General features: G+C 70.0%; 24 protein-coding genes. 19 read left to right on the top strand and 5 right to left on the bottom strand.

Annotated features, from left to right (window positions below; all coding sequences use genetic code 11):
* Positions 1 to 55: 55 nt before the first annotated feature.
* From FHX73_RS42505 to FHX73_RS42490, 4 genes are all read left to right on the top strand, one after another.
* A complete protein-coding gene (locus FHX73_RS42505) occupies positions 56 to 1,957 on the top strand; it encodes a hypothetical protein (RefSeq protein WP_145911486.1) in 1,902 nt (633 codons plus the stop codon).
* Positions 1,957 to 2,895, top strand: a complete 939-nt coding sequence (locus FHX73_RS42500) for a hypothetical protein (protein WP_145911485.1) — start codon at positions 1,957 to 1,959, stop codon at positions 2,893 to 2,895. The genes FHX73_RS42505 and FHX73_RS42500 overlap by 1 nt, the downstream gene beginning before the upstream one ends.
* 130 nt (positions 2,896 to 3,025) lie before the next feature.
* Complete coding sequence (locus FHX73_RS42495) at positions 3,026 to 3,748, top strand: spherulation-specific family 4 protein (protein WP_145911484.1); 723 nt, start codon at positions 3,026 to 3,028, stop codon at positions 3,746 to 3,748.
* A 14-nt stretch (positions 3,749 to 3,762) separates the two neighbouring features.
* Positions 3,763 to 4,236, top strand: coding sequence for a hypothetical protein (locus FHX73_RS42490; RefSeq protein ID WP_145911483.1), 474 nt, complete (start codon positions 3,763 to 3,765; stop codon positions 4,234 to 4,236).
* 12 nt (positions 4,237 to 4,248) lie between these two features.
* On the opposite strand, the gene FHX73_RS42485 is transcribed toward FHX73_RS42490, so the two are convergent.
* Complete coding sequence (locus FHX73_RS42485) at positions 4,249 to 4,617, bottom strand: hypothetical protein (RefSeq protein WP_145911482.1); 369 nt, start codon at positions 4,615 to 4,617, stop codon at positions 4,249 to 4,251.
* A 207-nt stretch (positions 4,618 to 4,824) separates the two neighbouring features.
* Here FHX73_RS42485 and FHX73_RS42480 point away from each other — a divergent pair, with 207 nt between their 5' ends.
* The 9 genes from FHX73_RS42480 (at position 4,825) to FHX73_RS42440 (ending at position 15,143) form a co-directional block, all read left to right on the top strand.
* Positions 4,825 to 6,903 carry a hypothetical protein gene (locus tag FHX73_RS42480; protein ID WP_145911481.1) on the top strand — a complete coding sequence of 693 codons (2,079 nt, stop codon included), beginning with the start codon at positions 4,825 to 4,827 and terminating at the stop codon, positions 6,901 to 6,903.
* 3 nt (positions 6,904 to 6,906) lie between these two features.
* Positions 6,907 to 9,102, top strand: coding sequence for a GDSL-type esterase/lipase family protein (locus FHX73_RS42475; RefSeq protein ID WP_145911480.1), 2,196 nt, complete (start codon positions 6,907 to 6,909; stop codon positions 9,100 to 9,102).
* Between the two features lie 13 nt (positions 9,103 to 9,115).
* On the top strand, positions 9,116 to 9,712 hold the full coding sequence (locus tag FHX73_RS42470) for a hypothetical protein (RefSeq protein WP_145911479.1): 597 nt from the start codon (positions 9,116 to 9,118) through the stop codon (positions 9,710 to 9,712).
* A 71-nt stretch (positions 9,713 to 9,783) separates the two neighbouring features.
* Positions 9,784 to 10,830, top strand: coding sequence for a peptidoglycan-binding protein (locus FHX73_RS42465; RefSeq protein WP_170305335.1), 1,047 nt, complete (start codon positions 9,784 to 9,786; stop codon positions 10,828 to 10,830).
* A gap of 30 nt (positions 10,831 to 10,860) precedes the next feature.
* Positions 10,861 to 11,637 carry a peptidoglycan recognition protein family protein gene (locus FHX73_RS42460; RefSeq protein ID WP_145911478.1) on the top strand — a complete coding sequence of 259 codons (777 nt, stop codon included), beginning with the start codon at positions 10,861 to 10,863 and terminating at the stop codon, positions 11,635 to 11,637.
* Positions 11,638 to 11,765: 128 nt separating this feature from the next.
* A complete protein-coding gene (locus tag FHX73_RS42455; RefSeq protein ID WP_145911477.1) occupies positions 11,766 to 12,152 on the top strand; it encodes a hypothetical protein in 387 nt (128 codons plus the stop codon).
* Positions 12,153 to 12,218: 66 nt separating this feature from the next.
* Positions 12,219 to 13,757: a hypothetical protein gene (locus tag FHX73_RS42450; protein ID WP_145911476.1), complete on the top strand. Its 1,539-nt coding sequence runs from the start codon at positions 12,219 to 12,221 to the stop codon at positions 13,755 to 13,757.
* Positions 13,758 to 13,821: 64 nt separating this feature from the next.
* On the top strand, positions 13,822 to 14,244 hold the full coding sequence (locus tag FHX73_RS42445; protein ID WP_145911475.1) for a hypothetical protein: 423 nt from the start codon (positions 13,822 to 13,824) through the stop codon (positions 14,242 to 14,244).
* A 143-nt stretch (positions 14,245 to 14,387) separates the two neighbouring features.
* Positions 14,388 to 15,143, top strand: a complete 756-nt coding sequence (locus tag FHX73_RS42440) for a DUF6011 domain-containing protein (protein WP_145911474.1) — start codon at positions 14,388 to 14,390, stop codon at positions 15,141 to 15,143.
* 62 nt (positions 15,144 to 15,205) lie between these two features.
* On the opposite strand, the gene FHX73_RS42435 is transcribed toward FHX73_RS42440, so the two are convergent.
* The 4 genes from FHX73_RS42435 to FHX73_RS42420 all read right to left on the bottom strand — a co-directional run bounded on the left by FHX73_RS42435 (position 15,206) and on the right by FHX73_RS42420 (position 18,285).
* Positions 15,206 to 15,838 carry a phosphatase PAP2 family protein gene (locus FHX73_RS42435; protein ID WP_145911473.1) on the bottom strand — a complete coding sequence of 211 codons (633 nt, stop codon included), beginning with the start codon at positions 15,836 to 15,838 and terminating at the stop codon, positions 15,206 to 15,208.
* Positions 15,835 to 17,112, bottom strand: coding sequence for an MAB_1171c family putative transporter (locus FHX73_RS42430; protein WP_145911472.1), 1,278 nt, complete (start codon positions 17,110 to 17,112; stop codon positions 15,835 to 15,837). Before FHX73_RS42430 ends, FHX73_RS42435 begins: the two co-directional genes overlap by 4 nt.
* Before the next feature lie 15 nt (positions 17,113 to 17,127).
* Entirely contained in the window at positions 17,128 to 17,574 is a 447-nt protein-coding gene (locus FHX73_RS42425) for an ImmA/IrrE family metallo-endopeptidase (RefSeq protein WP_170305334.1), read from the bottom strand.
* A gap of 180 nt (positions 17,575 to 17,754) precedes the next feature.
* Entirely contained in the window at positions 17,755 to 18,285 is a 531-nt protein-coding gene (locus tag FHX73_RS42420; protein ID WP_145911470.1) for a helix-turn-helix transcriptional regulator, read from the bottom strand.
* A 333-nt stretch (positions 18,286 to 18,618) separates the two neighbouring features.
* Between FHX73_RS42420 and FHX73_RS42415 the strand changes: the two genes are divergently transcribed.
* The 6 genes from FHX73_RS42415 (at position 18,619) to FHX73_RS42390 (ending at position 24,951) form a co-directional block, all read left to right on the top strand.
* Positions 18,619 to 18,921 carry a hypothetical protein gene (locus FHX73_RS42415; protein WP_145911469.1) on the top strand — a complete coding sequence of 101 codons (303 nt, stop codon included), beginning with the start codon at positions 18,619 to 18,621 and terminating at the stop codon, positions 18,919 to 18,921.
* A 350-nt stretch (positions 18,922 to 19,271) separates the two neighbouring features.
* On the top strand, positions 19,272 to 21,662 hold the full coding sequence (locus tag FHX73_RS42410) for a DUF7178 family protein (RefSeq protein ID WP_145911468.1): 2,391 nt from the start codon (positions 19,272 to 19,274) through the stop codon (positions 21,660 to 21,662).
* Between the two features lie 68 nt (positions 21,663 to 21,730).
* Complete coding sequence (locus tag FHX73_RS42405; protein ID WP_145911467.1) at positions 21,731 to 22,642, top strand: hypothetical protein; 912 nt, start codon at positions 21,731 to 21,733, stop codon at positions 22,640 to 22,642.
* A 195-nt stretch (positions 22,643 to 22,837) separates the two neighbouring features.
* Complete coding sequence (locus FHX73_RS42400; RefSeq protein ID WP_145911466.1) at positions 22,838 to 23,341, top strand: hypothetical protein; 504 nt, start codon at positions 22,838 to 22,840, stop codon at positions 23,339 to 23,341.
* A gap of 34 nt (positions 23,342 to 23,375) precedes the next feature.
* On the top strand, positions 23,376 to 24,374 hold the full coding sequence (locus FHX73_RS42395) for an HK97-fold major capsid protein (protein ID WP_145911465.1): 999 nt from the start codon (positions 23,376 to 23,378) through the stop codon (positions 24,372 to 24,374).
* A gap of 208 nt (positions 24,375 to 24,582) precedes the next feature.
* The gene (locus FHX73_RS42390) at positions 24,583 to 24,951 is read left to right on the top strand and encodes a hypothetical protein (protein ID WP_145911464.1); all 369 of its coding nucleotides are present in this window, start codon (positions 24,583 to 24,585) and stop codon (positions 24,949 to 24,951) included.
* The last annotated feature ends 1 nt before the right edge of the window (position 24,952 follow it).

Raw genomic sequence — 24,952 nt, 5'->3', positions numbered from 1 at the left:
TTGGCTTGGTCGCCTCTCCTCCGCCGACCTTGCCGCAGCCGCACTGGAGGAGATTGTGACGACCCCCAAGGACCGGGGCGCGATCCTGCGGGCCATCAACGCCGCCCCGACCCTGGCGGCGCAGGCCCGGCTGGTCGCCCAGCTCGACGAGATGGACCGCACGGCCGCCGTGGACGCCGCCCGGGAACGCGAGATCGACTGGGCGGCCACCGTGGTGACCGAGACCCTCACCCCGGCCCCGACGTTCGAGCGCACCAGCTCCGCCAGCGACTGGCTGGCCGGTCTCGGCGAACCCGAGGTCGACCGGTCGGCGATCGTCGCGCAGGCAGGGCTGTGGTTCTCCCAGCTGTCGCCTGAAGTCCGGGCCGACGAGGCCGAGTTCACCGAGCAGGCCAAGGGGCTGGCCCACCGGGTGGCCGCCGGGTACGGCGCTGGCCGGGAGGAGGCCGTCCAGGTCTTCACCGACTACGCCGCGTTCCTGCGCGCCCAGGCGGGCTCGGGCCTGGACCAGATCCAGCAGACCACCGCCCCGGACGGCGTGACGAACAAGCCGACCGAGCTGCCGACCGACGTCTTCGACAACTTCGCTCCGCCCGTGCACGAGCTGAACTCCGGCTCCGTCGGCACCGAGACCTCCGAGCGGAACCCGCTGCTGCAGGAGATCATGTCCGGCAACGGCGGCCAGGGCACCCCGGAGAAGCCGGGCGGGCACTCCACCACCGACGAGCTGAGCTGGAACCCGCCCGGCGGCGGTAACGGGCCGTCCCCCGCTCCGGCCGGAGACGGCGGCCAGGGCAGTCCCGAGCAGCTCGGCGGCCACCAGGACGGCGGGGACGTGCCCCGGCGGGCCCAGGCCGCCTCCGGGCTGCCGCAGATCCAGCAGGCCATCGACGTCCATGACCACCCCGCCCCGACCCCGCTGCCGGAGCAGGTGATGTTCCCGTGGGAGATGAGCGGCGAAGAGCACGACGAGGGCGGCCACGCCGTCCCCGGCGGCGTACCGGCCCGCCCTGCGCAGCACACCACGGCCGGTCGGCAGGTGCAGGCCGACCAGTGGAGCCACCCGCACCAGACGGTGCAGCCGAACATCGCCAACACCCCGGCGTCCACGCCGCCCGCTGCGCCGGGTACGGCCGCGCAGGGCGCGGCTGACGGCAAGGACCCGGCCGGGCAGGCGCCGTCGTTCTCCGACGGGCACGCGGCGCGGTCGTACGTGGATGCGTACACCTCGGCGCAGCCCGCCTCCGTGGGCCAGGACGTGCCGGTGAGCCTGGGGGGCGACAACGGGCAGGGCACGAAGAAGCCGCAGCAGGTGTACGCCTCGCGGCACGTGGCGACCCGTCAGGAGATGCAGCACCCGGACTTCCAGCGGGGGTACCGGTACGCGATGCGGTGGCGGCCGGGGACTCCGCTGGTGCTGGCGGGGACGGCGGAGATGGAGGCCGGGATCTACGCCGGGCTGACCGACCACCCGGCGCAGCGCGGGGAGTGGATCAAGGAGCACCAGCGGCTGGCCGGTCGGGCTCCGGCGCTGGGCCAGCGGATCGCGCTGCACCGCCGGTTCACCCACCAGGTGGCGGCCGAGCACGGCCTGCCGACGGACGGCACGTACCTGCAGGCGCAGGCGGCGACGACGCTGCAGATGGACACGACCGCGCCGGGGACGTCGGCGGACCCGTCGGGGTCGACGCCGATCAACGGGCCCGGACGGCCGGGGCCGCTGGCAGGCGGGATGGACGCGGCGGCGGCCGGTGGGCCGTCGCCGTACAACGGAGCGGCTCCGACGGGGGCGCCGGTGGTTCCGGCCTCGCGCGGCGTGGACTCGCCGGGTGTGGTGCAGACGCTGCCGGACAGCGGCATGACGCCGCCTCAGTACGCGCTGCCCGCGTCGGCGGCGGCGTTCCGACGTCGGGTGCAGGCCGGGCTGCTGCAGGAGCGGAACGGGGAGCAGAGCTGATGTTCGCGGACATGATGTGGAACAACGCGGCCCGGGACCTGGAGGCCGAGCAGGAGCAGCTGGCCCGCAGCGCGGCGCTGCAGGACGTCGAGGTGTCGGTGTGGCCGCTGCTGTCGGCAGCCGTGGACGAGCGGGACGCGCTGCACCGGCTGGCGCTGGCGGCCGAGCCGCTGCGGCGGGCGGCGGCTCAGCGCGGGTACCCGGTGGAGGCCCTGGAGCAGGACCTGGTGCGGCGCTGGAAGCTGCTGAGCGAGGCCCGCGCCGCCAGCGTGCCGCCGCCGGTGCGGCAGGACGACAGTGCCCGGGTGGCGGCGGTGGCGAAGCTCGCGGCGCGGGCGGCGGCCGACAACCCCGGGCTGCCGCTGGCGCGCTGCCTGGAGCTGGCCGAGGCTGCGGCGGAGCAGCACGCGAAGATGGCGACCGCGTACCCGCTCGCGTACGAGAACTTCGGCAACGTCGCGGATGGCCCGTTCACTGACCGGGCGAAGCACTGGAAGCCGTCCATGGACCAGCTCCCGGGCACGCCCTCGGCCGGAGGCGGCAGTGCGGCTCCGTCGGCCGGTGGCGGCGGTACGGGCGGTGGCGGGCCGTCTCCGGCGGTGTTCTCGGACGCGCCGAAGCCGGACACCCCGGTGCAGCCGTCCGGTCCGGCTTCAGCACCGTCGTTCTCGGACCTTCCCGGTGCGGACAGCGCGCCGAGGTCGACCGGCCCGGCGCCGCAGGTGTCGTTCGAGGACGGGATGTCGCAGCCGTCCGGGCCGGTGCAGCTGCACCTGCCGACGGACCCGGAGGCCACGTTCAGCCACCCCGAGTCGCAGTCCCCGGTGGCCCCGCCGTCCGCTCCGGCGGCCGGGCCGGGCTTCAGCCACCAGGCGCCGCCGCACGTTCCGCGTCCGCGTCCGGCCGGTCCGCCTGAACTGCCGCTCTTCCGAGCCTGAGGAGGGGCCGATGAAGGAGAAGCTCTGGCCGCTCCTGGTGAGCGCCTGCGCCGGGCTGTGCGCGGCCCTGTGCTGGCTCGCGCTGACCGCCTGGTTCGTGCCGTACGTCATCTACGGGGGGAACTGAGCGATGCTCGCACCGTCAACGATGGGCGCCGGGGTGCCGCTGTACGTGCACCCCGGCATCAACGGGGCGCCCTGGGCCGACCTTGCGGTCCCGGGGCTGCCGGTGGACTGGGTGGTGCTCAACCAGTTCAACGGGCCCGGCACGACCGAGGACACCGTGCTCTCCGACGTGGGCAAGGCCGTGATGGCCGCTGGCACCACGGTGGCCGCCTACATCGCGTACACCTACGGGACTCGGCTGGACTTCAACGTCTTCCAGGACATGGACACCTGGCGGGGCCGGGGCTTCAGTGCGGTCTTCCTGGACCAGTGCCCGCCCGACCCCGGGCACATCCAGTCGACGGCCACGACTGTCCTGGGCCTGCGCAAGCACGGCGCCCGCTTCGTGGTGCTCAACCCCGGGGTGGTGCCGGACCCGGCGTACATCGCGATGGCCGACCAGACGGTGATCTTCGAGGGCACCGTGCAGGACTGGATGGCCTGGACGCCGCCGACGTGGCTGGGCAACTTCCCGCCGAGCCGGTACGCGGTGGTGCTGAAGTCCGTGCCGGACCTGGCGTCGTCTCAGCAGGCCATCGCCCGCGCGTACGCGCGGGGCATCCGGACGGTGTTCTGCTACAACTCCCCGAACCTCGCGGCGGGCAACCCGTACGACGGGCTGCCCTCGTACTGGCCGCAGAACGTCAAGCAGTTGTCCTCGCTGCACCCGGACGCCTGGACCGGATGATCATGGAGGTAGCGATGACGCAGCTGGTCCGGCACGCGCACCAGTCCGGGGACGGCGTCCAGGTGATGCACTGCCCGATGTGCGGCAGCGGGCAGGTGATCGGACGGTCGGACGGCAACATCGAGTGCCAGTTCTGCAACACCGCCTTCATCGTGCGCGTACAGCCGATGTACTCGGCGTTCCCGCAGAGTGTCGGGGGCATGCCGGTGCAGATCCCGGGCATGCCCGCCCCTGCCCCAGCGCCCGGCGCGGTGCCGCCGGGCGCTCCCGGGGCGCAGCCGGGTGCCCCGGAGGATGGCAGCCAGGGCGACGGCGGCCCGCCGTTCGATGACGGCAGCGCTGATGGCGGTGACGGCAAGTCGGAGGACGGTGATGACTCCGGCGGCGGGCCACCGTTCGGGAAGAAGGAGTCCTACCGGACGGCGGCAGGGGCGACGGTGGGGCGGGAGGCGTACGTGGCCTACCTCGCTTCCAGCCTGCGCGGCTGACCGCGATCTTGGTCAGCCGCCGTGGATGACCATGCCCCCTCGCACGATCGTGAGGCGGTGTGGCCCGGCTTCCATCCAGGGCCCGAAGAACGGATCGTCCGGCGTGCACTCTCGTGCGAACGCCCCAGCACTGCTGGCGAACGTCTCCGGGTAGGTGTGGGAGCGGAGCTGCAGAGTCAGCTCATCCCACTCATCGCGGACAACCTCGTACATCTCCTCGATTGCGGGCAGGGCACCGCTGGCGGGCCAGCGGACCGTCAGCAGGTCCCCAGACTGGGCCGGGTACCACTGGGCGCTGCGGAGGGCGTCCTGGCCGTCCATCAGGGCCGACAACTCGCCCGGCAGGTCCCGCCGCGCCTTCGCGTTCTCGCTCTGTGCCACAGGTGACTGGTCCATGCCCTACTCAACGACGGGCCGTCCCCCAAGGCACCGAGCGTGGCCTGGTTGCGGGAGACTCCGCGATCAGTCATACCGGTCTGCGTCTCCTGTTCGCCGCCTGCCCGCCACCCGGAAGGGGTGACCGACAGGGAGGACGGGATGGCGGGCACGGCGAGGGACCGAGGGCCGAGCGAGGCAGCGCTGACGCGCATGTCGAAGCTCTTCCGGCGGGCGTCGAGGACGGCCGGGAGCGACTCGGAGTCGCCCGAGGTCTCCGAGATGCGGCACAACCGGCGGGTGCGGATGCGCAAGGAGGCCGACGGCTCCGGGCGCTCCGGGCCGAGCCTCGGGTTCGCCACCTCCCGGCCGCGCGACCCGCTCTTCTACTGGAAGCAGAACAACCTCCCGTTCGAGTTCGACGACTCGGAGCAGATGAAGCGCCTTCGGGCGTACTGCCGCCTGGTGTACGCGGCCCATCCCATCGTCGGGTCGTGCATCGACATCTACGCGAAGTATCCGCTGCTCGGGATGAAGCTGTCCTGCAAGGACGAGCGCCTCACGGAGTTCTACTCGGACTTGTTCTTCGACGAGGAGCACGGGCTGAACTACGACGAGTTCCTCGTCTCGATGGGGCGCGAGTACTGGCTGGTCGGCGAGGCGTGGCCGCTGGGGACCTTCAACGAGGCGCTCGGGGTCTGGGACGACGAGGAACTGCTGGACCCGGACAACATCGAGGTCCAGCGGAGCCCGTTCCTGCGCGACCCGAGGTACACGATCCGGCTGCCGGAGGCCATGCGGGAGCTGATCCGCACCCGCACCCCGGCCTGGGAGTACGACAAGCTCATGGCCGCCTACCCGGAGCTGGCCGCCTACGCCGCCGACAACGTCCTCATGCCGGTCAGCAACATCCTCCTGCGGCAGCTGAAATTCCACGGCGGCGGCCCGAACGCCAAACGGGGCGTGCCGCTGCTGTACCGGGGGATGCGCAGCCTGATGCAGGAGGAGATGCTGAACGCGGCCGTCGACGCGGTCGCCGATCGGCTCTACACCCCCCTGATCCTGGCCAAGCTCGGCGCGTCCGCCTCCGACCTGGGCACCGAGGTCCCGTGGATTCCCACCCAGGACGACCTGGCCGACTTCGAGGAGGCCCTGGACTCCGCGCTCGCCGCTGACTTCCGGGTGATCACCCATCACTTCGGCATCGACATGGCCCCGGTCCTCGGGAAAGAGGACATGCCGGACTTCACCGACGACTTCGACCGGATCGAGGGCCGGATTCTCCAGGTCTTCGGCCTGTCCCAGACCATGCTGTCCGGCGCCAGCTCCGGTGAGACGTACGCCGCCGACGCCCTGAACCGCGACCTCGTCACCCAGCTCCTGACGGACTACCAGAAGCTCGTGCGCCGCCACTACCGGCAGCGCGCCCTGGTGGTAGCGGAGGCCCAGGAGCACTACGACTACGAGACCCGGGGCGGCCAGCGGTTCGTGCGTATGGAGGAGGTCCTGGAGGTCGACGAGGAGACCGGCGAGGAGCGGATCGTCGAGCAGCCCAAGCTGCTGATCCCCGAGATTGAGTTCCGGACCATGTCCCTGCAGGACGAGGCCCGGCAGACCGAGTTCTTCGAGGCACTGCGCGAGGCCGGGGTGCCGATCTCCATGCGCACCCGGCTCCACAACGTCTCCATCGACTTCGACGACGAGGTCAACAAGACCCGCGAGGAGCAGATCGAGCTGGCCGTCGAGGAGCAGCGCACCCGCAAGGAGCTGTACCAGCGGCTGCGGGCCGAGGGGCTGCCGATCCCGGCCGACCTGCGGGCGGACTTCGAGCCGCGTGCTCTGCCCGAGGGCCAGGACCCGGCGATGGACATGATCCGGGCGCCGCTGATGGGCCTCGACCCGGTGGCGCTGCAGCCGACGCTCGCGCCGACCACGACCGACATCGCGGGCATGCCGCCCGCCGGGGGAGTGCCGGTGCCGGGCTTCGGTGCGCAGCCGGTCGACGCGGGCCAGGGCGACGGGAGCGACGGGGCGGCGGCCGGGGAGGGCTCGGCGGTGCCGCCGGAGAGCAGCGAGCAGCGCGGCGGGATGCCCAAGCCCGCCGCGCTGTTCAAGGGCGCGGCGCGGATGCGGGCGTTGGGCCGCGCGTACAACGCGCCGGTGGTGTACGGGCCGGATAGCACGGTCGCGCCGGAGCACCGGCGCCCGCACGGCCGGTACGGCGACCCGGTCCATGTCGGTGCCCGCAGGTTCCTGAAGATCGACGCGGCTGTGCCGCTGGAGAAGGGGTAGCAGGTGGGGATCACGCAGGTGACCGTGCGCGGGACGTACGTGACGGGGACGACGCCGAGCGCGGGGACGGTGCAGCTGCAGCTGACGGCGCCGGTGATCAACGGCGGGCAGATCGCCGAGCCGGTGCCGGTGTCCAAGGCCCTGGACGCGCAGGGCAAGGTCTCCTTCACCGTGCCGTCGCCGATGGACGACGGCACGTTTCCCGTCGGGGTGATGTACCGCGTCGACGAGGCGCTGACCGGGCAGCCGGTGAGCACCTACTACATCAAGGTGCCCGCCGACGGGTCGGTGGTGGACCTGCAGGCGGTGGTGCGGCAGACGACCCCGCCGCCGCAGATCGTGGTGCTGCAGTCCCTCAACCAGCGGGGTCTGCCGGGCGGCTACCCGGAGCTGGACGGCTCGGGGAAGATCCTGGCCGTGCAGCTGCCGGACGGGCTGACGCCCGGCGGCGGAACCGGCGGGGGCGGAACTGGGGGCGTCACCTCGGTCAACGGCAAGACTGCCGCCGTGGTGCTGACGGCCGCCGACCTGGGGGCGCTCAGCCAGGCCGACGCCGACGCCCGCTACGCCACCAAGGGGTCGGGGCTGACGTCGGTCAACGGCAAGATCGGCGTGGTCGTGCTGAGCGCGGGCGACGTCGGCGCGCTCAGCCAGGCCGACGCCGACGCCCGCTACGCCACCACCGCGCAGCTGCCGACATCGCTGGTCACCTCCGTGTTCGGCCGCACGGGCGCCGTGGTGGTCTCGGCCGCCGACATCGGCGCGCTCACCCAGGCTGCGGCCGACGGCCGGTACGTCCAGCCGTCCCAGCTTCCCGTGCTGCAGGTCAACGGCAAGACCGGCGTGGTCGTCCTGGGCGCGGGCGACGTCCGGGCGGTCCCCGCGAGCGACGTGGGCGCGGCGAACGGCGTCGCCGCACTGGACGCGACCGGACACCTGGCCGCCGCGCAGCTGCCCTCGAACGTCGTGACGCAGGCTCAGGTCGGCGTCACGAGCGGCATCGCGACCCTGGACACCACCGGCCGCGTACCCGCGTCGCAGGCCCCGCTCGGTGCCCCCCTGGGTATCTACGTCCCGCCCGGGTGGGGCCAGTTCTGGCGGGCGAAGCGCAGTGCCGCGAGCACTGGGCTTGCGACCGTCGCGGCCGTCGGCAGCTCCAGCACCCAGGGCCTGTACGCGTCCAACCTGGTCTCCACTTCCTGGGTCGGGCGCCTGGCCAGCAGCCTCCAGGCCACCTACGGGGATGGCGGCAGTGGCTACTTCAGCACCGGCCGCAGCGCGGCATTCCTCGGTACAGGCGCCTCGGTTACTGCCTGGCAGGGGACTCCCGGGAACCTGGTCACCCAGTCCGGCACCTGGGGTGTCGGAAACCGCTACGGGCCCGGCGCGAACTTCATCTACACCAGCACCAACGGCAGCAGCCTGACCTTCACCGTGCGGGGCAGCACGGTCCGCGTCTACACCCTCAGCGGTGCGGGACGGGTCAACTGGACCTACTCGATCGACGGCAACGCGGCCGTCTCGGTGGCCGACAGCGGAACCGCCCAGTCCAGCATCCAGGTGACGACCATCACCGGGCTGTCCAGCGGAACCCACACTGTCACGATCACCCACAACGGAGCCGCTGGCAGCTATCTCTCCGTCTGCGGTGTCACGGCGGAGAACGCCAGTGGCATCGTCGTGAACAACTACGGCCTCGCAGGGGCCGGTAGCGCTTCCTTCGCGTACAACACGGTCGGAACCGCTGTCGCGAACTGGTCGGGCGGCCCGGACTACCCGGCTGACCTGGTCATCTACATGTTGGGATCGAACGATGTCCTGACCGGCATGACGGCGGACACCTGGTCATCGAACCTCAGGCAGTACCTGTCGGCGGTCAAGGACGGCACCACCGTCGGCGGTACCGCCGTCACCGGGACCTCCGACGTGATGATCGTGATGCAGCACATCGGCGCTTACGACAACGCCAACTACCGGTACCAGGACTACGCCGCGCGGGGGCGCATGGTGGCCGAAGCCTACGGTGCGGCCTTCGTCGACCTCTGGCCCATGGGCAGGAACAGCTGGAACTACTGGGCCTCGTTGGGCTACTGGGGCAACGAGGCCAGCGTCGGCAACGCAGGTACCGACACCATCCACATGTCGGATGCGGGCCACCAGTTCACCGCCAACACCATCCTGTCCATCCTGACGGCCTGATTAGGAGCCCCGCATGTCCGGCCCGAACCCGATCCACAACATAGTCGGCGTCTTCTCCGTCAACGGTGTGCAGACCCCGGCAGGCATGTACCTGCCCTCCGACCATGGTCTCCTCGCCTGGAACTACGACCCGAGCGGCACCAGCAACTCCTCCGCCACGGTATCCGGAACCGTCTACCTGGCCCAGGTGATCCTCCGTACCCCGCAGACCGTCAGCAAGGCCATCCTCAGCCTGACTGGCGCAGCATCCGGCGTGGTCGCCAATCAGAACTTCATCGGCCTCTACGACTCCAGCGGAAACCGGGTCGCAGTCACCGCAGCGGGCGCCCTCGACGCGGCCCTCACCTCCTCCGGAACGCTCCCGGGCACTTTCACCAGCCCCTACGCTGCGGCTGCCGGTGCCTACTGGGTCGCGTTCGTCAACAACGCGACCACGCCAGCGCAGCTCGGCCGTGCCTCCGGGTTCTCCAGCACCCCGAATGCCAACCTCGCGGCAGCGCAGTACAGGTACTGCACCAACGGAACCGGCCAGACTGCTCTCCCGTCCAGCATCACTCCGTCCAGCAACAGCCTGGCGAACGTGATGACCTTCTGGGCCGGACTGGGCTGACCTCCGGTCCTGTCCCAGGGGCAGCAGACCTCCGGAAGGGGTGGAACCCACCCTCTCTGGAGGAGCAGAGCATGCAGCTCATCACCCGCGCCCAGCTGGGCTGGCCCGCCTCGGCGGCGGCCGACCAGCCGACCACCCAGGGCGTCAAGATTCACTACGAGGGCACTCCGGTCTCCACCGACCTGCTCGGCGACCACAGCCGGTGCATCCAGGAGTGGCAGTCGATCCGGGCCAGCCACCTCGCCAACAAGACCGAGAACTGGGTAGACGTCGCGTACAACTACGCCTCGTGCCAGCACGGTTACGTGCTGGAGGGCCGTGGCATCGGCAAGCGCACCGGGGCCAACGGGAACCAGCAGCTCAACCGGGACCACTACGCCGTCGTCGCCCTGATCGGCTCCGAGGGGCTCACCCAGCCCACCGACGCACTGCTCGGCGCGCTGCGCGACGCGATCGAGCTGCTCCAGGCCAACGGGGCCGGGCCGGAGATCAAGGGCCACCGCGACGGGTACCCGACCGAGTGCCCGGGTGACCCCCTGTACTCCTGGGTGCAGGCCGGTGCGCCCCGGCCGGGCGGCACCTCCCCGGCACCGCAGCCCGAGCAGCCGCCCACCCCGGCCATCGCCCGCTACCAGGTCACGATCGACGGCCAAGTCTACGGCTACGGCGCCCACGGAGACCAGGTCACCCGGGTCGGCCAGGCCCTGGTGGCACGCGGCTTCGGCAGCCACTACCAGGTCGGTCCGGGCCCCGACTGGACGGACGCCGACACCCTCAACTACGCCGACTACCAGCGCTCCCTGGGCTACAGCGGAGCGGCGGCCGACGGCGTCCCGGGCGAGCAGTCCCTGCACCAGCTCCTCGACGCCGCCCTGGAGCCCTTCCCCGGCCAGGACTTCTTCCACGACGGCCAGCACTCCGACGTGATCACCCGGATGGGCCAGCGCCTGGTCGCCCTTGGCTTCTCCCAGTACCGCGTCGGCCCCGGCCCCGACTGGGGCCCGGCCGACCAGGCGTCCTACGCGGCCTTCCAGCGCTCGCTCGGCTACTCCGGCGACGCCGCCGACGGCATCCCGGGCCCCACCAGCTGGGCCCAGCTGCGCGTTCCGGCGAACTGACGTCAACTCAACTACCAAAGGGGTAAAGGAATGCAGCTTCTCACCCGCGACCAGCTGGGCTGGCCCGCGACGGCAGCCGCCGATCAGCCGACCACCCAGGGCGTCAAGGTCCACTACGAGGGCGGCAACGTCCCCACGACCCTGGCTGGCGATCACAGCCAGTGCATCCAGCTGTGGAAGGACATCCGCGTCGCGCACATGTCCGACCCGGTCCAGGGCTGGGTGGACATCGCGTACAACTACGGCTGCTGCCAGCATGGTTGGGTCTTCGAGGGCCGTGGCCTGCGCAAGGAAACCGGCGCGAACGGGAACCAGCCGCTGAACCACGCCGATTACGCAGTGTGCGGGCTCCTCGGCTCGGAGGGGATGACGCAGCCGACCGACGCGATGCTCGGCGCGCTGCGCGACGCGATCGAGCTGCTCCAGGCCAACGGGGCCGGGCCGGAGATCAAGGGCCACCGCGACGGGTACGCGACCGACTGCCCGGGTGAGCCGCTCTACGCCTGGGTCCAGGCCGGTGCGCCGAGGCCGGGCGGCCAGCCCACCCCGTCCCCGACGCCGCAGCCCCCGGCGTCGTCCGCGCCCGCGTGGCCCGGCCGGTACCTGCAGCAGGGCATGAGCGGCGACGACGTGCGGCAGTGGCAGGCGCAGATGAGCCACCGGGGCTGGACGATCGGCGTCGACGGGATCTTCGGTCCGCAGACCGACCGGGTCGTCCGGCAGTTCCAGGACGAGAAGCAGCTGGGCACCGACGGGATCATCGGGCCCAAGACCTGGTCCGCCGCCTGGACCGCGCCGATCACGTGATCGGGAGAGCTTGACCGGAGGGCCCGCCAGCTGCTGGCGGGCCCTCCGGCGTTCCTGGCCTTCCCTGTTCCGCCTGCGCCCGGCCCAAGGAAGGGGTGAATCAGGACTCACACCGCAGGGGGCGCAGGATGTCGGACGACCAGATGAGCACCGGCGCGCTGTGGGAGCTGATCCAGAAGGACGCGGAACAGACGCGCCGTCAGATCCACGAGGTACTCACCGATGTGCGGGAGCGGTTGGACTCCTTCCTGACCCGGGAGCAGTGGTCGGCGGAGAAGGCGCTGCTGGAACTGCGGCTGGGGCGAGCTGAGCAGGAGCTGGCCGAGCAGGACCGCAAGCGTGCGGCCTTGGAGGAGCGGGTTCGGCGTGAGCATGTCGAGCAGCTGCGGCGTGAGGAGCAGCGCCGGGAAGTCGCCCACCAGCGCCGGATGAACGTGTGGTTCAAGGTCGTGATCCCGGTGTCGGCCATCATCGTGCCGGTCCTGGTGGCGCTGTGGAGCCCGCTCGGCAAGTGATCTGCTGTCGGGGCGCGTTCCCGACCGGATCAAGGGGTGAGAGTCGGGAGCCACGGAGGAGAGCACATGGCGAGCAGGCGGCGGATGCGGCGGACGGCTGGTCACCAGACCCTGGCGGCCCAGCGCCTTGCTGTGGCCTCGGAGGAGTACTGGGAGTACCGGCCGGACCAGGTGGTGATGACTCCCGAGGGACTGCCCGGAACCGTCCGGGCTGTGCTCGACGGCCCGTTCCCGGGCTGGGAGGAGTACAAGGTCGACCTGCATGGGGGTCTTGGCGGCGGGTCGTACACCGCTTCTCAGCTGCGTCCTGCTCCGACCGCGCTGGCGGCCCGGGGGACGGCGGCCGACGACTACCCGGAGTTGGCCGAGGTTCTCGTCTCCCGGCCTGATCCGGCCGGGCTGCGCCACGTCGCGGCGAAGCAGGACGGCGACTCCGACGACGACGATCGGGATGACCAGGACGACGATGACTCTGACTCTGACTCGGACGACGGCAAGAAGGACGACTCCGACGACGACAAGGGCAACGGCGACGACGACAAGGACGGCAAGAAGGACGACGGCAAGGACTCCTTCCCCTTCACCTCGATGCTGGTCATCGCAGCGACCGACGGCGACTTCCGGTTCCAGATCACCGCCGCGTGGAGGGACGTCGTTGCGAAGGCCAAGCGGATCAGGACCGAGGGCGGCGTCCGGGTCACCCTGGCCACGGACGGCCTGGTCGTCGGCGAGGTCCGGGGTGACCACGAGGTCTACGAGACGGGCCTGCAGCGGCTGCCGGGCAGGTCCTCGATCCAGGCATGGAGCTGCGGCTGCAAGTGGGGCGCGTACCACTGGGGGGCCAGCGACGACTTCTCGCGCTTCGCCGGGCGGATGTGCAGCCACGCTCTCGCGCTGACGTACGAGGCGCAGAGCCGGGGGATGTTCGGCCGGGATGTGATGGCGGACCAGGAGCGGCCGGACTGGGTGCCCAGGCATGTCGTGGTCAAGTGGGACATCGACCAGGCCCGGAACGAGTTCGGCCGGGCGTCCTCGCTCGCGGTGGCCGAGGCGCCGCTGCGGCTGGTCGCGCGGGCCATGGTGGAGTCGGGAGAGGACCCGGCGGAGGTCCGGTTGGCGCTGGCGGCGGCAGGGGTCGTGGCGTCGGTCGGTTCACCGTTCGGTGAGCCCGGCAGCGGCAGCGTGCTGGCGCCCCCGGCGCTGGGGGCGACGTCCCCGCCGCGTGCCGGGGAGAACCCGGTGTCGGCCGGGCCGCTGGCCGGAGCCGATCCGGAGGGCTGGAGCCACGCTCTGCCCGGATCGCTCGACGACCGGCTGGGGACGCTGGCCCCGGACGAGGCAGGGGCGCAGGCCGTTCTGCACGACCAGCCGGACGGTGCGCTGCCCTCGACCGACGGCGGTGACCTCGGGATTCCGGCGGAGGACGAGGCGCTGACGCCGTATACGGCGCGCCGGTTCGCGAAGCACGCGCTGCGGGACTTCACCCCGGCCGAGCGCCGGGCCCTGATCGAGGAGGGGGAGGACGTGCTGGCCAGGAACCTCGGCTCGCTCCAGATCGAGGGCACGCACTACGCCGACCTCGACCCTGTCCCGTGGCTGGACTGAGCGGGGAAGGGGCGGAAGCACTGCGGACCACCAGCAGTGCCGGTTCACGGGAGGAGTGATCGTTGTGGCAGACGAGGGCATGACGCAGGACGCCGGGGTCGGAGCCCTGGACCCGTTCGGCGGCAACTCGCAGATGGTGACCTGGACGTCGCCGATCAACCTGGGCCAGTTCCAGCACGAGCTGCGCGACGCGCTGGGCGATGCAGTCCAGCTGGCGGTGTACGTGCCCCGCGAGGCGCCGGTGGGCAACTTGCCCGGCGCGGAGATTCCGGTGGACGCGGACCACCCGCTGACGCTGTTCGTGTCGCCGTCGTCGGTGGACCCGACGCAGCTGCGGTCGCTGCTGGCGGCCCACCGTCCGGACCCGTACTACGGGGCTTCGGCGGAGGAGCGGCTGGTCATCCAGGTCCGGCAGAAGGTCGCGGCCGGGCAGGAGTTGACGCCGGAGGAGCTGACGTTGGCGCTGAAGGTCCTGATGAGGGCGTGAGCCAGGGCCGCCAAGTGGCGGCGGAGGGTTGAAGAGCGGTCGGTGCCTGCGGGCCCGGCCGCTCTTCGCGTTTCCAGAAAGTGTTTGCGTAACCTAGATATCTAGGTTACGGTCTTCTTATTCAAGCTCGGGAGGAAGCAGTTATGGCGCATTTCATTTCGGGGCCCCTCCGGGTCCTGGGCATCGAGAACGGCAGGCCGGTCTTCTCGTACGAGACCCCCCGAACCGCGCCCCTCCCCGCGCCCGAGGCCCCGAAGACCGCCTCCAAGCCCGTCCGGGAGGCCGCGAACGCCTACCCCGGCACCTGCACCGTCTGCGGCACCACGGTGGCCGCCGGTGCAGGTCTGCGGGAGAAGACCGGGACTGCCTGGACCGTCCGCCACCGCACTGACGACAACGGCCGCTGCCTGACGACCGCCTCGGCCGAGCCCAAGGCCGCCGCGCCCGTCAAGAAGACGGCTACCCCGGCCTCCTCCGCCAGCTCGCCGAAGTCGGGTCCGGTGCGCCTGCCCAGCGGCACCGTTCTCCTCCCGGGCTACTTCACCGTGGAGGGCGTCGACGGCGGCGGGCACGTCACCCTGCGGGTCCGGCGGCAGAAGGCGGGCGAGAAGTTCATGCCGGGCCGCTTCCTGGTGGCCTACCTCAGCGGGCCGGAGAACACGGCGGACTACACCAACTTCGCCAACGCCGACGAAGCCGACAAGACCCTGTTCGTCTGGAAGGCCCACCAGGGCAGCACGCGGCTGCGCCAGGCCCTGGCCGCACTCGCCGGTGACCAGATCACCGCTGGGAAGGCGTGGGCACGGGCATCGCAGTGCTGCTGGCGGTGCGGGCTCCCGCTGACCACGCCGGAGTCGCTCGACCGCCTGATCGGCCCGGAGTGTGCGACGAAGATCTGAGGACACGGCTGCGCCCCGGGGCGATTCGCTCCCGGGGCGCAGCCCATGCTGATGTCGCGGCCCTAGTTCAGCAGGGCGAAGACCGTCCCGGCGACGGTGACCCCGAGCGCGGCACCGGCAACGGTCTGGGCCAGGGTGTGCTCGCGCAGCGTGACCCGGGCCCAGGCGATGATGACCACGAGGGGAAGCGCCAGCCACCACCAGGGGCCGAGTTCCACAGCGGCCATCGCCACGGCCCCCGCGTAGACCGAGGTGTGCCCGCTGATCTTCCAGGTCCACCACACGGTGATCAGGTAGACGGCTCCGAGGGTGGCCAGCATGGCGGCCTGCATCGCGATGATCGCCTTCGGGGCGTGCAGGGCGACCAGGAGAAGGAGTCCCGCTGTCACCATCAGCAGGATGATCGGGATGACGACGATCCGCAGCTGGACCTCGGTCAGGTGGCGCTGCGCCCAGCCTCCGCCTTCGCGCTTGACCACCCGGTGGATGAAGAGGACGGGCAGTACGGCAGCGAAGACGACACAGATCGCCGCCCAGCCGAGTCCGGGCAGGCCGAAGCGGCCGGACCCGATGATCGCGCAGACGGCGGTGATGATGTTCTTGGGCTCCATCCCGTCGGTGATCATCTGTGCCCAACGTCGGGCTCTGGTGCCGTCGTTGTTCTGCGGGCGGGCGGGGGCGGCTGTGGCGGTCATTGGGTCTCCTGGCGTGTCCGCAGGCCGAGGGAGAAGCGGATCTGGTTGAGGAACTCGGTGTCGAGGTTGGGGAGCAGCTGGTTGATCTGCTCTTCGTCGGGCATCTCGGGGCGGGGCTCGATCGCCCAGGAGAGCTGTTCGAGGTAGGCGAGGCGGACCCTGGGGCTCGGCGAGGTGGGCAGGAGGGGTTCGGTGTCCTGGACCTCGGCGGCCGGGCTGCCCTGGCGCTTGCGGTTCGCCGCGATCCGGATGATGAGGGCCTGGGCGAACAGCAGGTCCGCACCGGAGGCGGCCTCGCGGACGGCGTGGCCGAGGGAGGCCGAGCACCAGGTCTGCAGGGCCATCGCGCCGTCCTCGATCTCGACGATCCGGCGGTGGAGCCGCTCGTCGAGGTGGCGGAGGTTCAAGCGGTCGTTGAGCCGGGTGGTCTTGCGGGGACCGCAGTAGACCACGGCTGGCACCGCGCTGGTGACCTCGTCCCACAGTGCCCGGAGCTTGATCAGCGAGGAGCGGTACGACAGCTCGGTCTTGATCCGTTCAAGGACCGGCAGGGACGTGCCAACAAGGATGAAGCCGACCGAGAGTAGTACGAAGCCGTTGGTGCCCACGTAGAGCACCCAGCTGGGGAGGCTGGCTCCGGCCATGATGCCGACCAGGTAGGTCAGGCGGAGGAAGCCGTAGCAGAACCCGGCGGCACAGCCGAAGGCGACGCACCACATGCTCAGGCCGAGGATGCTCCGGCGGTCCCGGTGCCAGGCGTCCCAGCACATCAGTGCGCAGCTGATCATGCTGAAGCACAGGTAGATCTGGAAGGTCTGCATGCTGACCGCGCCAAGCGGGTGGCCGATCTGGGTGAGCGCGAGGTCGGGGCTGTCCGGCAGCGCCCGGTCGGCGGTGTCCATGAAGGGGAACAGGCCGACGGCGAGGGAGACGCAGATGGTGGTGACGACGTGGCGGGTCCGGCCTCGTGCGATGCGGAAGTAGAGGCGGTTGGCCTGGCCTGGCCTGGGCGGCGGTGTCACCGAGACGACCCAGCTGAGGATGAAGGCCATCGCCACCATGCCGCTGACCTGCTTGATCAGGTCGGCGAGGCCCGCGATGTGGGTCCAGCGGTACAGCAGGTCGACGACCTGGGGTCGTATGGCGGTCAGTGAGATCGAGAGGGAGAGGAAGCTTCCGTAGAGGGGCCGTGATCTTCGCTGCCGGATCGCCACCGGGGTCCGGGCGATCACCACGACCCACAGCGGCAGGATGACGAAGAGCCAGATGATCATGTGGGGTTCCTGGGGCTAGCGGAAGCCGAGGGAGTCGCGCAGGCCGGAGAGGACCTCATCCGCCTGGGCGTCAGCGTGGCGCATGGCCTCGCGCTTGATGTGGAGGGCCACGAGGGTGCCGAACCCTTCGGCCTCGCGCTCCTTGTGGTCCTCGTAGGTGGTGCGCCCGAGGGCGACGCCGCTGAGGGCGTCGCGGACGAGGCTGGGCGGCAGGATCTGGAACATGTCGACCAGCTGTGCCATCTCGGAGACGAGCATGGCCGGGGAGAGCGGCTCGTGGCCCATGAGGATGTGGCCGATCTCGTGGCCCACGGTCTGGTCGTACTGGGGTCCGGTGACACTGCTGTCGATGAGGATCAGGTCCCGGTCGCAGCTCTTCACCCAGAGCCCGCACGGGGTGTCCCCGAGCGAGCGGAAGTCTCCTTGGACGATCTCCAGCGGACGGCCACGGTGGCTCTCCACGGCAGCGCGAAGCGACTCCGTGGTAAATGGCTCGTCAACGACGAGTGTCCGGAGCGTCTCATTCCATCGTTTACGTACCCTGCGACTGACTCCATGCATATTCGCCCGATTCCGTCCTAATTTCGCCCCCGAAATCCGGTCAGTTCCGGGGCCGCCTCAGCGTATGGCATATGACTGACGTCAGGAACCGTCGGGGCGAGCTTGATCGTCTTCATCGGGGACGGACACTTGGGGGGCGACCTTCATGTGGCCCATGATGGCGAGCACCGCCGCCAGTCCCGACTTGTCGAGCCTGTCGGCGGCGCGCGCGAGCGTTCGGACGTGCGGGTTCTTCAGGAGCTGGAGCATCTCCAACTCCCGGTCCATCATCGCCGCCTTCTCCCCGTCAAAGAAGAAGGATGGGTCCATGTCAAAGAACTCGGCGAGGCACTGCATCCGGATTCTGGTCGGGTTGTCGGCGGCGCCGCTGACGAGCTGCCCGATGTACTGTCCCGTGATGACCGACTTGACGGCCTGCTGGGCGACAGCCTCCGCAATCTCCTCAGCGCTTCTTCCCTCGGATTTAAGCGTTGCGGCGAGTTCGGTCATCAACGCACAGTGATGACGCTGGTTGATCTGTTCAGCCACCTCGGAGTACGGCCAACGCGTGCCGTCAGTCTTGCGCTTGAGGTCAAACAGTCGTTCCAGTCGGCCTGCCAGACTTCCTGACACCTTGCCACCTGGGCCTTTCCGGGTCCGAGGGACGCGACATGGAGGTCTCGCCGCACGAGTGGTACGCAACTGGGGCCAGATGCTACACAGTCAAGCCAGTTTCACGAGAGACCGTCCAGCCAACTTCCGTGAAAGTGACCTTGACACGCTCTGTATGCATAAGCCTACGATGATCGGCATCCGGGCGAACTGTGACAGGGGGGTGGGGGCGCGGTGTCGATCGCGGTGGCGTCTCCGCGCGGTGGTGGCCAAAAATGGTTCACCGCTCAGCTCCTGTCCCAAGGCGGGCTGGCCCTCGGAAGGGGTGAGATCACCCCTCTTCCAGGAGAGCGCATGCCCCAGCCCCAGGCCCTCATCCGTACCTACGTGCCCGTGGCAGTCGGCTCTGCCGTCACCGCCCTCGCGGACATCGGCGTGAACGTGGACTCGACTTCCAAGGCCGCCCTGATCACCGGTCTGACCGGCGTGGTCATCGCGGCCTACTACACCCTGGTCCACCTGCTGGAGAGCCGGTGGCCCGCCTTCTCGGTGCTCCTCGGATCGACGTCCCAGCCGACCTACACCAAGACCACCCCTCCCAGCCCGTCGACGACTGCCGAGCCGTCGGGCGACCCGACTCCGGGGGGCCTCGGGTAGACCTGCCACTACCCACCCCGCTAACTCCGGAGCCCCTGGACCCCGGTCGACCTCAATTCCCTTGCCCGGGTGGTCGACCGGGGTCCTTCCTATTTCAACTACCCGCAGACCGGCGCGGGCTATCTCTCGCAGAAGCTGACAGTGCATCAGATCGCGTTGGCGGCACGGCAGTACACATGTCGCAAAAGACACTCTACCGCGAGATGGATTAAGGCTGGCTCATACAGAGGTTAAGGCAGAACTCCCCGTGTACGCGCCATCTCGCGGGTTAAAAATTGCCGGACGCTGTCTGCACGGCCTCCCAGGACCGGAAGGGGCGAGACCCCGACAAGCCCGGGAGGCCCATCACCGTGCGGAAGTACGCCGCTGCCACGATCCTCGCGGCCCAGCTCGACGGCACTGCGCGCCTGCCGAAGCAGGCCCACCGTCACACGTTCGAGTACACAGCACGCCCGGGATACCTCTACGTCCGGTCCCGGGCCATCAGCTCGCGATGCAACGACAACTTCGACGAATTCCCCGCAGAAGAGATCAAGGCCGCTTATAAGACATTCGTCGGCAAGCCGGTATTCGTCAACCACGAGAACAGCGACCACCGCCGAGCCCGAGGGGTGGTCATCGACGCGGCGCTCCACGAGGACCGCAACCCCGACGGCACACCGGACACCTGGTGTGAAGTTCTTATGGAAGTCGACGCACGCAGGTTCCCCAAGCTGGCCAAGGCCATCCTGGACGGCGACGTCGACCGCACCTCGATGGGCTGCGACGTCGCCTACTCGGTCTGCAGCGCGTGCGGCAACCGCGCCACCACCCCGGCCGAGTACTGCCAGCACATCCCTCGCTCCAAGGGCCAGCGGATCTACCGGCACACCGCTTCCGGGCAGCGGGTCGGAGAGCTGATCCGCGAGGTCTGCTTCGGGCTGGGCTTCTTCGAGAACTCCCTCTTGGTCGAGCCGCCCGCCGACCCGACCGCGCACTTCCTCGGGGTCGACGCCTCCGGTCTGGGCAAGGCGGCGGGCCTCCAGGCCGAGGCCGCCGCCCCGCAGTTCCAGAACCCGGCGGACCACCCCTTCTACAAGAAGGTGCCGCTGCACCACAGCCACATCGTCGACCACTGGAACCAGGCCACCGACGAGGAGAAGACCCAGGGCGCCCGGTGGTACCCCGACGCGCACCACGTGGCCAAGGCCATCGCCAAGCTGAACCCCGACATCACCGACGACGCCGAGGCCGCCCACAAGGGCGCGGGCGTCCTCTCCGCGTACTCGCCCCAGCAGAACTGGTGGGCGAACATGCACAACGCCGCGAGGTCCTTCGTCGAGCAGCGGGCCCTCGGCAAGGGCGAGGGCCTGATGATCATGGGCTCGCACGCCAACGCTGCCCAAAAGATCATGGACGGCGAGCACCACCAGAAGGCCCTCAAGGGCCCGAAGACGCAGGACTTCGCCCACCTGATCGAGCACGGCGGCTACGAGCCCCAGACCGACGAGGAGAAGGCCAGCGGCACGCCGCCCGCCCACTCGCACCGGGTGGTCGTCGACCGGCACGCGCTCTCCGTGGCGGCCGGACGCCGGGTCGGCTCAGAGGAGGGCGGCGAGTTCCCGAGCGGCTCCCGGCACTACTACGAGCACGCCGCCCAGCAGTACCGCACGGCCGCCGCGCAGATCTCCGGCTCCGAGGGGCGCACCGTCGCCCCGCACGAGGTGCAGGCCACCACCTGGCTTGTGCGCCAGCGCCTGAACGCCGATGAGGACGCATCCTCGCCGGGCGGCAAGGGCCGCCAGACCAACATGCGCAACCAGCGGGAGAAGTGGCGCGGGCTGTCGAGCGAGCACGTTCCGCAGCTCAAGGCCGAGGACAACTCCCACACTGCCCGACAGCACCTGGCGTACGGCGAGACGAAGGCCCCGGCTGACGTGGACACCTTGCGGGAGGACTCCTGCCCGGTGTGCGGCGACTCCGTCACCTACGACGGGGAGATGTGCCGCATCTGTGGGTTCATCAGCCCGCCGCAGCAGTTCCGCGATCCCGACCTCGACATGGCCAAGCAGCTCGACCTCCGCAAGCAGGTCGTCGACCCCAGCATGGTCGACGACGACGGCACGCTCACCCCGGTCGGCGGCCCGGACGGCGACGGCACGCTGGACCCGCGCGACCCGCTCGCCGATCCGACCGGCGGACAGGCCGTCGACCCCTCGATGATCGGGCCGGACGGCCAGGTACTGCCCTCGGGCCAGGCCCTGGATGGAACGCAGCTCAACGGCGCCCCGACAGCGGTCGACGGGAACGGCGATGGCATCGTCCAGCCCGACGAGATCGGCCTGGACGGCGAGGTCATCCCGCCCGAGGCCGGGGGGCAGGCAACGCCCCGGGTGCTTCCGTGGAGGGCGCAGGACCACACCGGTGATCCCTTCACCCCGGGTCCGGACATGCCGGACCGGCCGGAGGAGCCCGAGGGCCCGGACGTGCTGCCCCCTGAAGAGGACCGGGCGGAGGCCGAGATGGCGATGCCCGGCACTCCGGGGGACTCGGTGCCGGACCTGATGTGCCCGAGCTGCGGGTTCCAGGCGGCAGCCACGCTGCCGACCAGCCAGAACATGGGCGATCCGATGGCGGCGGCTGACGGCACCGTGGCGGGCGACGTCTGCCCCAACTGCGGCCAGGCCCAGCTGCTCACCCCGGCCGAACTGCAGGGGGCCGACTCGGTCCCGCCTCCTGTCGCGATGCCCGTCCGGCGATGAAGGGGCGAGGCACCACCGCTACGGCAGACGCCGGGAGCGGTCCGCACAGCGAAGGAGACCCAGTAGCTATGAGCCGACCGCTCATGACCGCTGTCGCGGCGCAGCAGACGGTCCTGGACCAGCTGCGCGCCACGGTAGGCCAGCAGGGCGCCGTGATCCAGGCCCAGGCCCGTGAACTGGCCGCGCAGAGGCAGCAGATCGCGATGATCGCCCGGCTCGCGGGCATCACCGACGAGATCGCCAAGGTGGCCGACGTGAACAACCCGGCGCAGCCCTGGCCAGACCCGGCGTCGCAGGCCGCCACGGAGACCACCGAGCAGGCGGTCACCCCGGCCACCTACGACGACGTCCGCTCTCCGGGGCAGACGCCGGGGTCGACCAGCGGCGTTCCGGCAGCGGCCACCGACGTGGCGATCAACCCCGGTGGCACGCTGCCGACCCAGCCGTACACCAACCTGGTCGACGTCACCGCTCCGACCGTGGGCACCCAGCCCGGGGAGCTGAGCCCGGAGCAGACCCGGATCGAGACGGATGTGCGGGTCGGTGACCCGATGCAGCCGGAGGTGGCGTTCCCCTGGACGATCTCCGAGAACCGCTCCAACTCCGCGCCGCCGAGCGACGGGGAGATGGGCCAGGGGGCGCGCCACGCCGCGCTGGAGGGCCGGTTCGCGGCGTCGCTGCGTCTGGCCCGGCTGCGCATCAACGCTGGCCTCGCGTCGGGCGACGACATCTCGCTGGCGGCGTCGATCCAGTCGGACACCGGGATGACCGGTGAGGTGATCGAGCACGAGATCCGGACCCTCGACGGTGTGGTGAAGGCGGCGTCCCGGGTGCCGAGCCCCGAGGCGGTGCCGCGCCGCTCCGCGAGCACCCGCACGGCCCCGTCGATGGCGTCCGCGCCGATGCCGCTGAGCCCGGAGGGGTCGTCCGTCGACGACTCGATGCTCTTCCTGTCCGCCTCGGATCTCGCCGGGCTCTGATCCGCGCACGAGGCCCCCGGCGAGCAGGTGCTGGGGGCCTCCGTCCGTTCGTGGGGAAATTCCGTGGCCCTGGTCCCTGTCTGCGGGCTCTGCGGCTCTCGCAAGGGGTGAGGAACGGCTTCTTCCACTCCACCAGGCCCACCGGCCACCCGGGGAGCCGTACATGTCCGAGTCATAAGGAGAGGACTCCCCAGGATGATCAGGACTCGTCTCGCCACGGCCCACCTGAAGCGGACGTTTCGCCAGCTCTACGGCTTCACGCAGAGCACCCCCAAGACCATGTTCCTGGACCCCGCGTGGGACCGCAGCGTGCCGATCTGGCCCGGCATGGTCGCCATGAAGACGGTCGGTGAGCAGGCCACCCTCATCAACGCCACCGGTGCTCCGTACGGCTTCATCGGCCACTACATCGGCGGGGACGGCATCGACGAGCTGCTCGAAGTGGGCCTCAACGCCATGGCGGTGTGGGTGCTGGCGCCGGACGCCGAGTTCGAGGTCCTCAGCCCCGCGTTCGACGACTCCCTCGGCACCTGGACCGAGGTCGGTGACGGCACGGAGAAGCTCATCTACGCCCAGACCACCGGTGCCACCCGGGGCAAGCTCGTGCCCGCCGGAACCGCCGGTGCCTCGGCGCTGCCGATCGCGCGCCTGCTGAAGGTCAACAGCCCCTCGAAGATCACCATCGGCGGCCTGCGCTAACCGCGCGAGCAAGCGGAAAGGAATTCACAAAAACATGTCCACTTCCGTGCTCAGCGGTGGCCCGCTGCACAAGAAGGGCTCCACCTCCCGGCGTTCGGATTCCTACGTCGCCGAGATGCTGGAGAACAGCCAGAAGGCCGGTGCCGCGCCGATCACCCATGAAGCGAAGGTAAAGCGCCTCGCTCTGGTGGTTCAGGACGAAAACAACGGCATCAAGCGTCTCGGTGTCGGCATGATCGGCCCGATTCAGCTCAAGCTGCGCTACCAGGGAATCACCAGGAATGTCCTCATGGAGGACCCGGTGACGCCCGGGACGCCGGTCCAGTATGACGTCTGGGATGATCTCGGCCAGGCTTACCTGATGTCCGGGACCGAGGGCGAAGTCAAGATCACGCCCTTCGAGGGCAAGCGCGTCGACGTGAAGTTCTTCCGAATTGCCGCCCGCCCGGCAATTCGCAAGGAAGACCTTTTCTACTTGCGAATCAACGTCGTCGAGCAGGCGCAGGACGAAACCAAGCAGGCAATTCTCAAGCAGGAGGATTCGCGCCTGATCGCGATCCTCCAGGCCGCCATCACGGACTACGCCGGTCGCGCTGACCACGTGGTTACCCCCAACCACACGATCACCGAGGCATCCGGCTACCTCACCCCGGGCAGCTTCTACAGCGCGGTCTCCATGACCGACATGCACGAGCTGCAGTCCTCCCGAATTCTCATCAACCCGATGGACTTCCGGGACATGTACCGGTGGGACATCAACCAAACGGGCTGGGCTTTCAAGGACCGTGTGGTGGCCGGGGAGACCATTACCTCCTTCGGCGAGTTCCAGATCCAGCGGAGCATCGTCATTCCCCAGGGAAAGATGTTCCTCACCCCCGAGCCGAACTTCCTGGGGGTTTTCCCCGTCCTCTACTCCCTGGACGTCGAGGAAAACCACAAGGTCGAGTCCTTCTGGAAGGGCTGGGTTTTCGACGAGATGGTTAGCTTCGCCATCCTGAACCCGCGCGGCCTGGCCCAGGTGGTAAAGCAGTAGTAAATGAGCCACGGAATCTGGCCTTATCCGCTCCCATTTATCCGAGGAATGGAAAAGGGCTTTGTGGTGGGGCCCCGAGCGGGCCACTAAGGCCGGAAACCCTCCGATAGCGGGCCCCCTGGTACCTCCCACCAGGGGGCCCGCTGCTGTCTTCCCCGACCCAGCCGCACGCAAGGGGTGACCGACACAACCACCTGGGAGGACCGAGATGTCGTTCGTCCAGCAGCAGATCCAGCTCCGCAACCCCAGCTCCGGGGTCACCGTGCTCACCCCCAACCCCGAGCGGCCCGACTTCTTCCTTCGCTTCGAGGGCGCCGGGGACGAGAACGGCGGCGACCAGCACTGGGTCACCCGGGAGATCGCGAGCCTCCCGGCCACGACCGCCGCCGTCCGCAAGGGCCTGCTCATCGCGGACGACCTGGACCCGGCCGACCCGCTCGCCCGCGTCCTCGTGTGCCAGGGGAACCCGAAGAAGGCCAACGCCGAGCTGACGGCGCAGCGAGTGGTCTTCGACGAGGAGGGCAAGCCGGTCGTCCAGAGCATCCCGGTCATCATCCGCCCGCTGGTCAAGGAGTAGT

The organism is Kitasatospora viridis (genome assembly GCF_007829815.1).
In the GTDB taxonomy this organism is placed as follows: domain Bacteria; phylum Actinomycetota; class Actinomycetes; order Streptomycetales; family Streptomycetaceae; genus Kitasatospora; species Kitasatospora viridis.
This window is presented reverse-complemented; position numbering and strand designations above follow the sequence as displayed.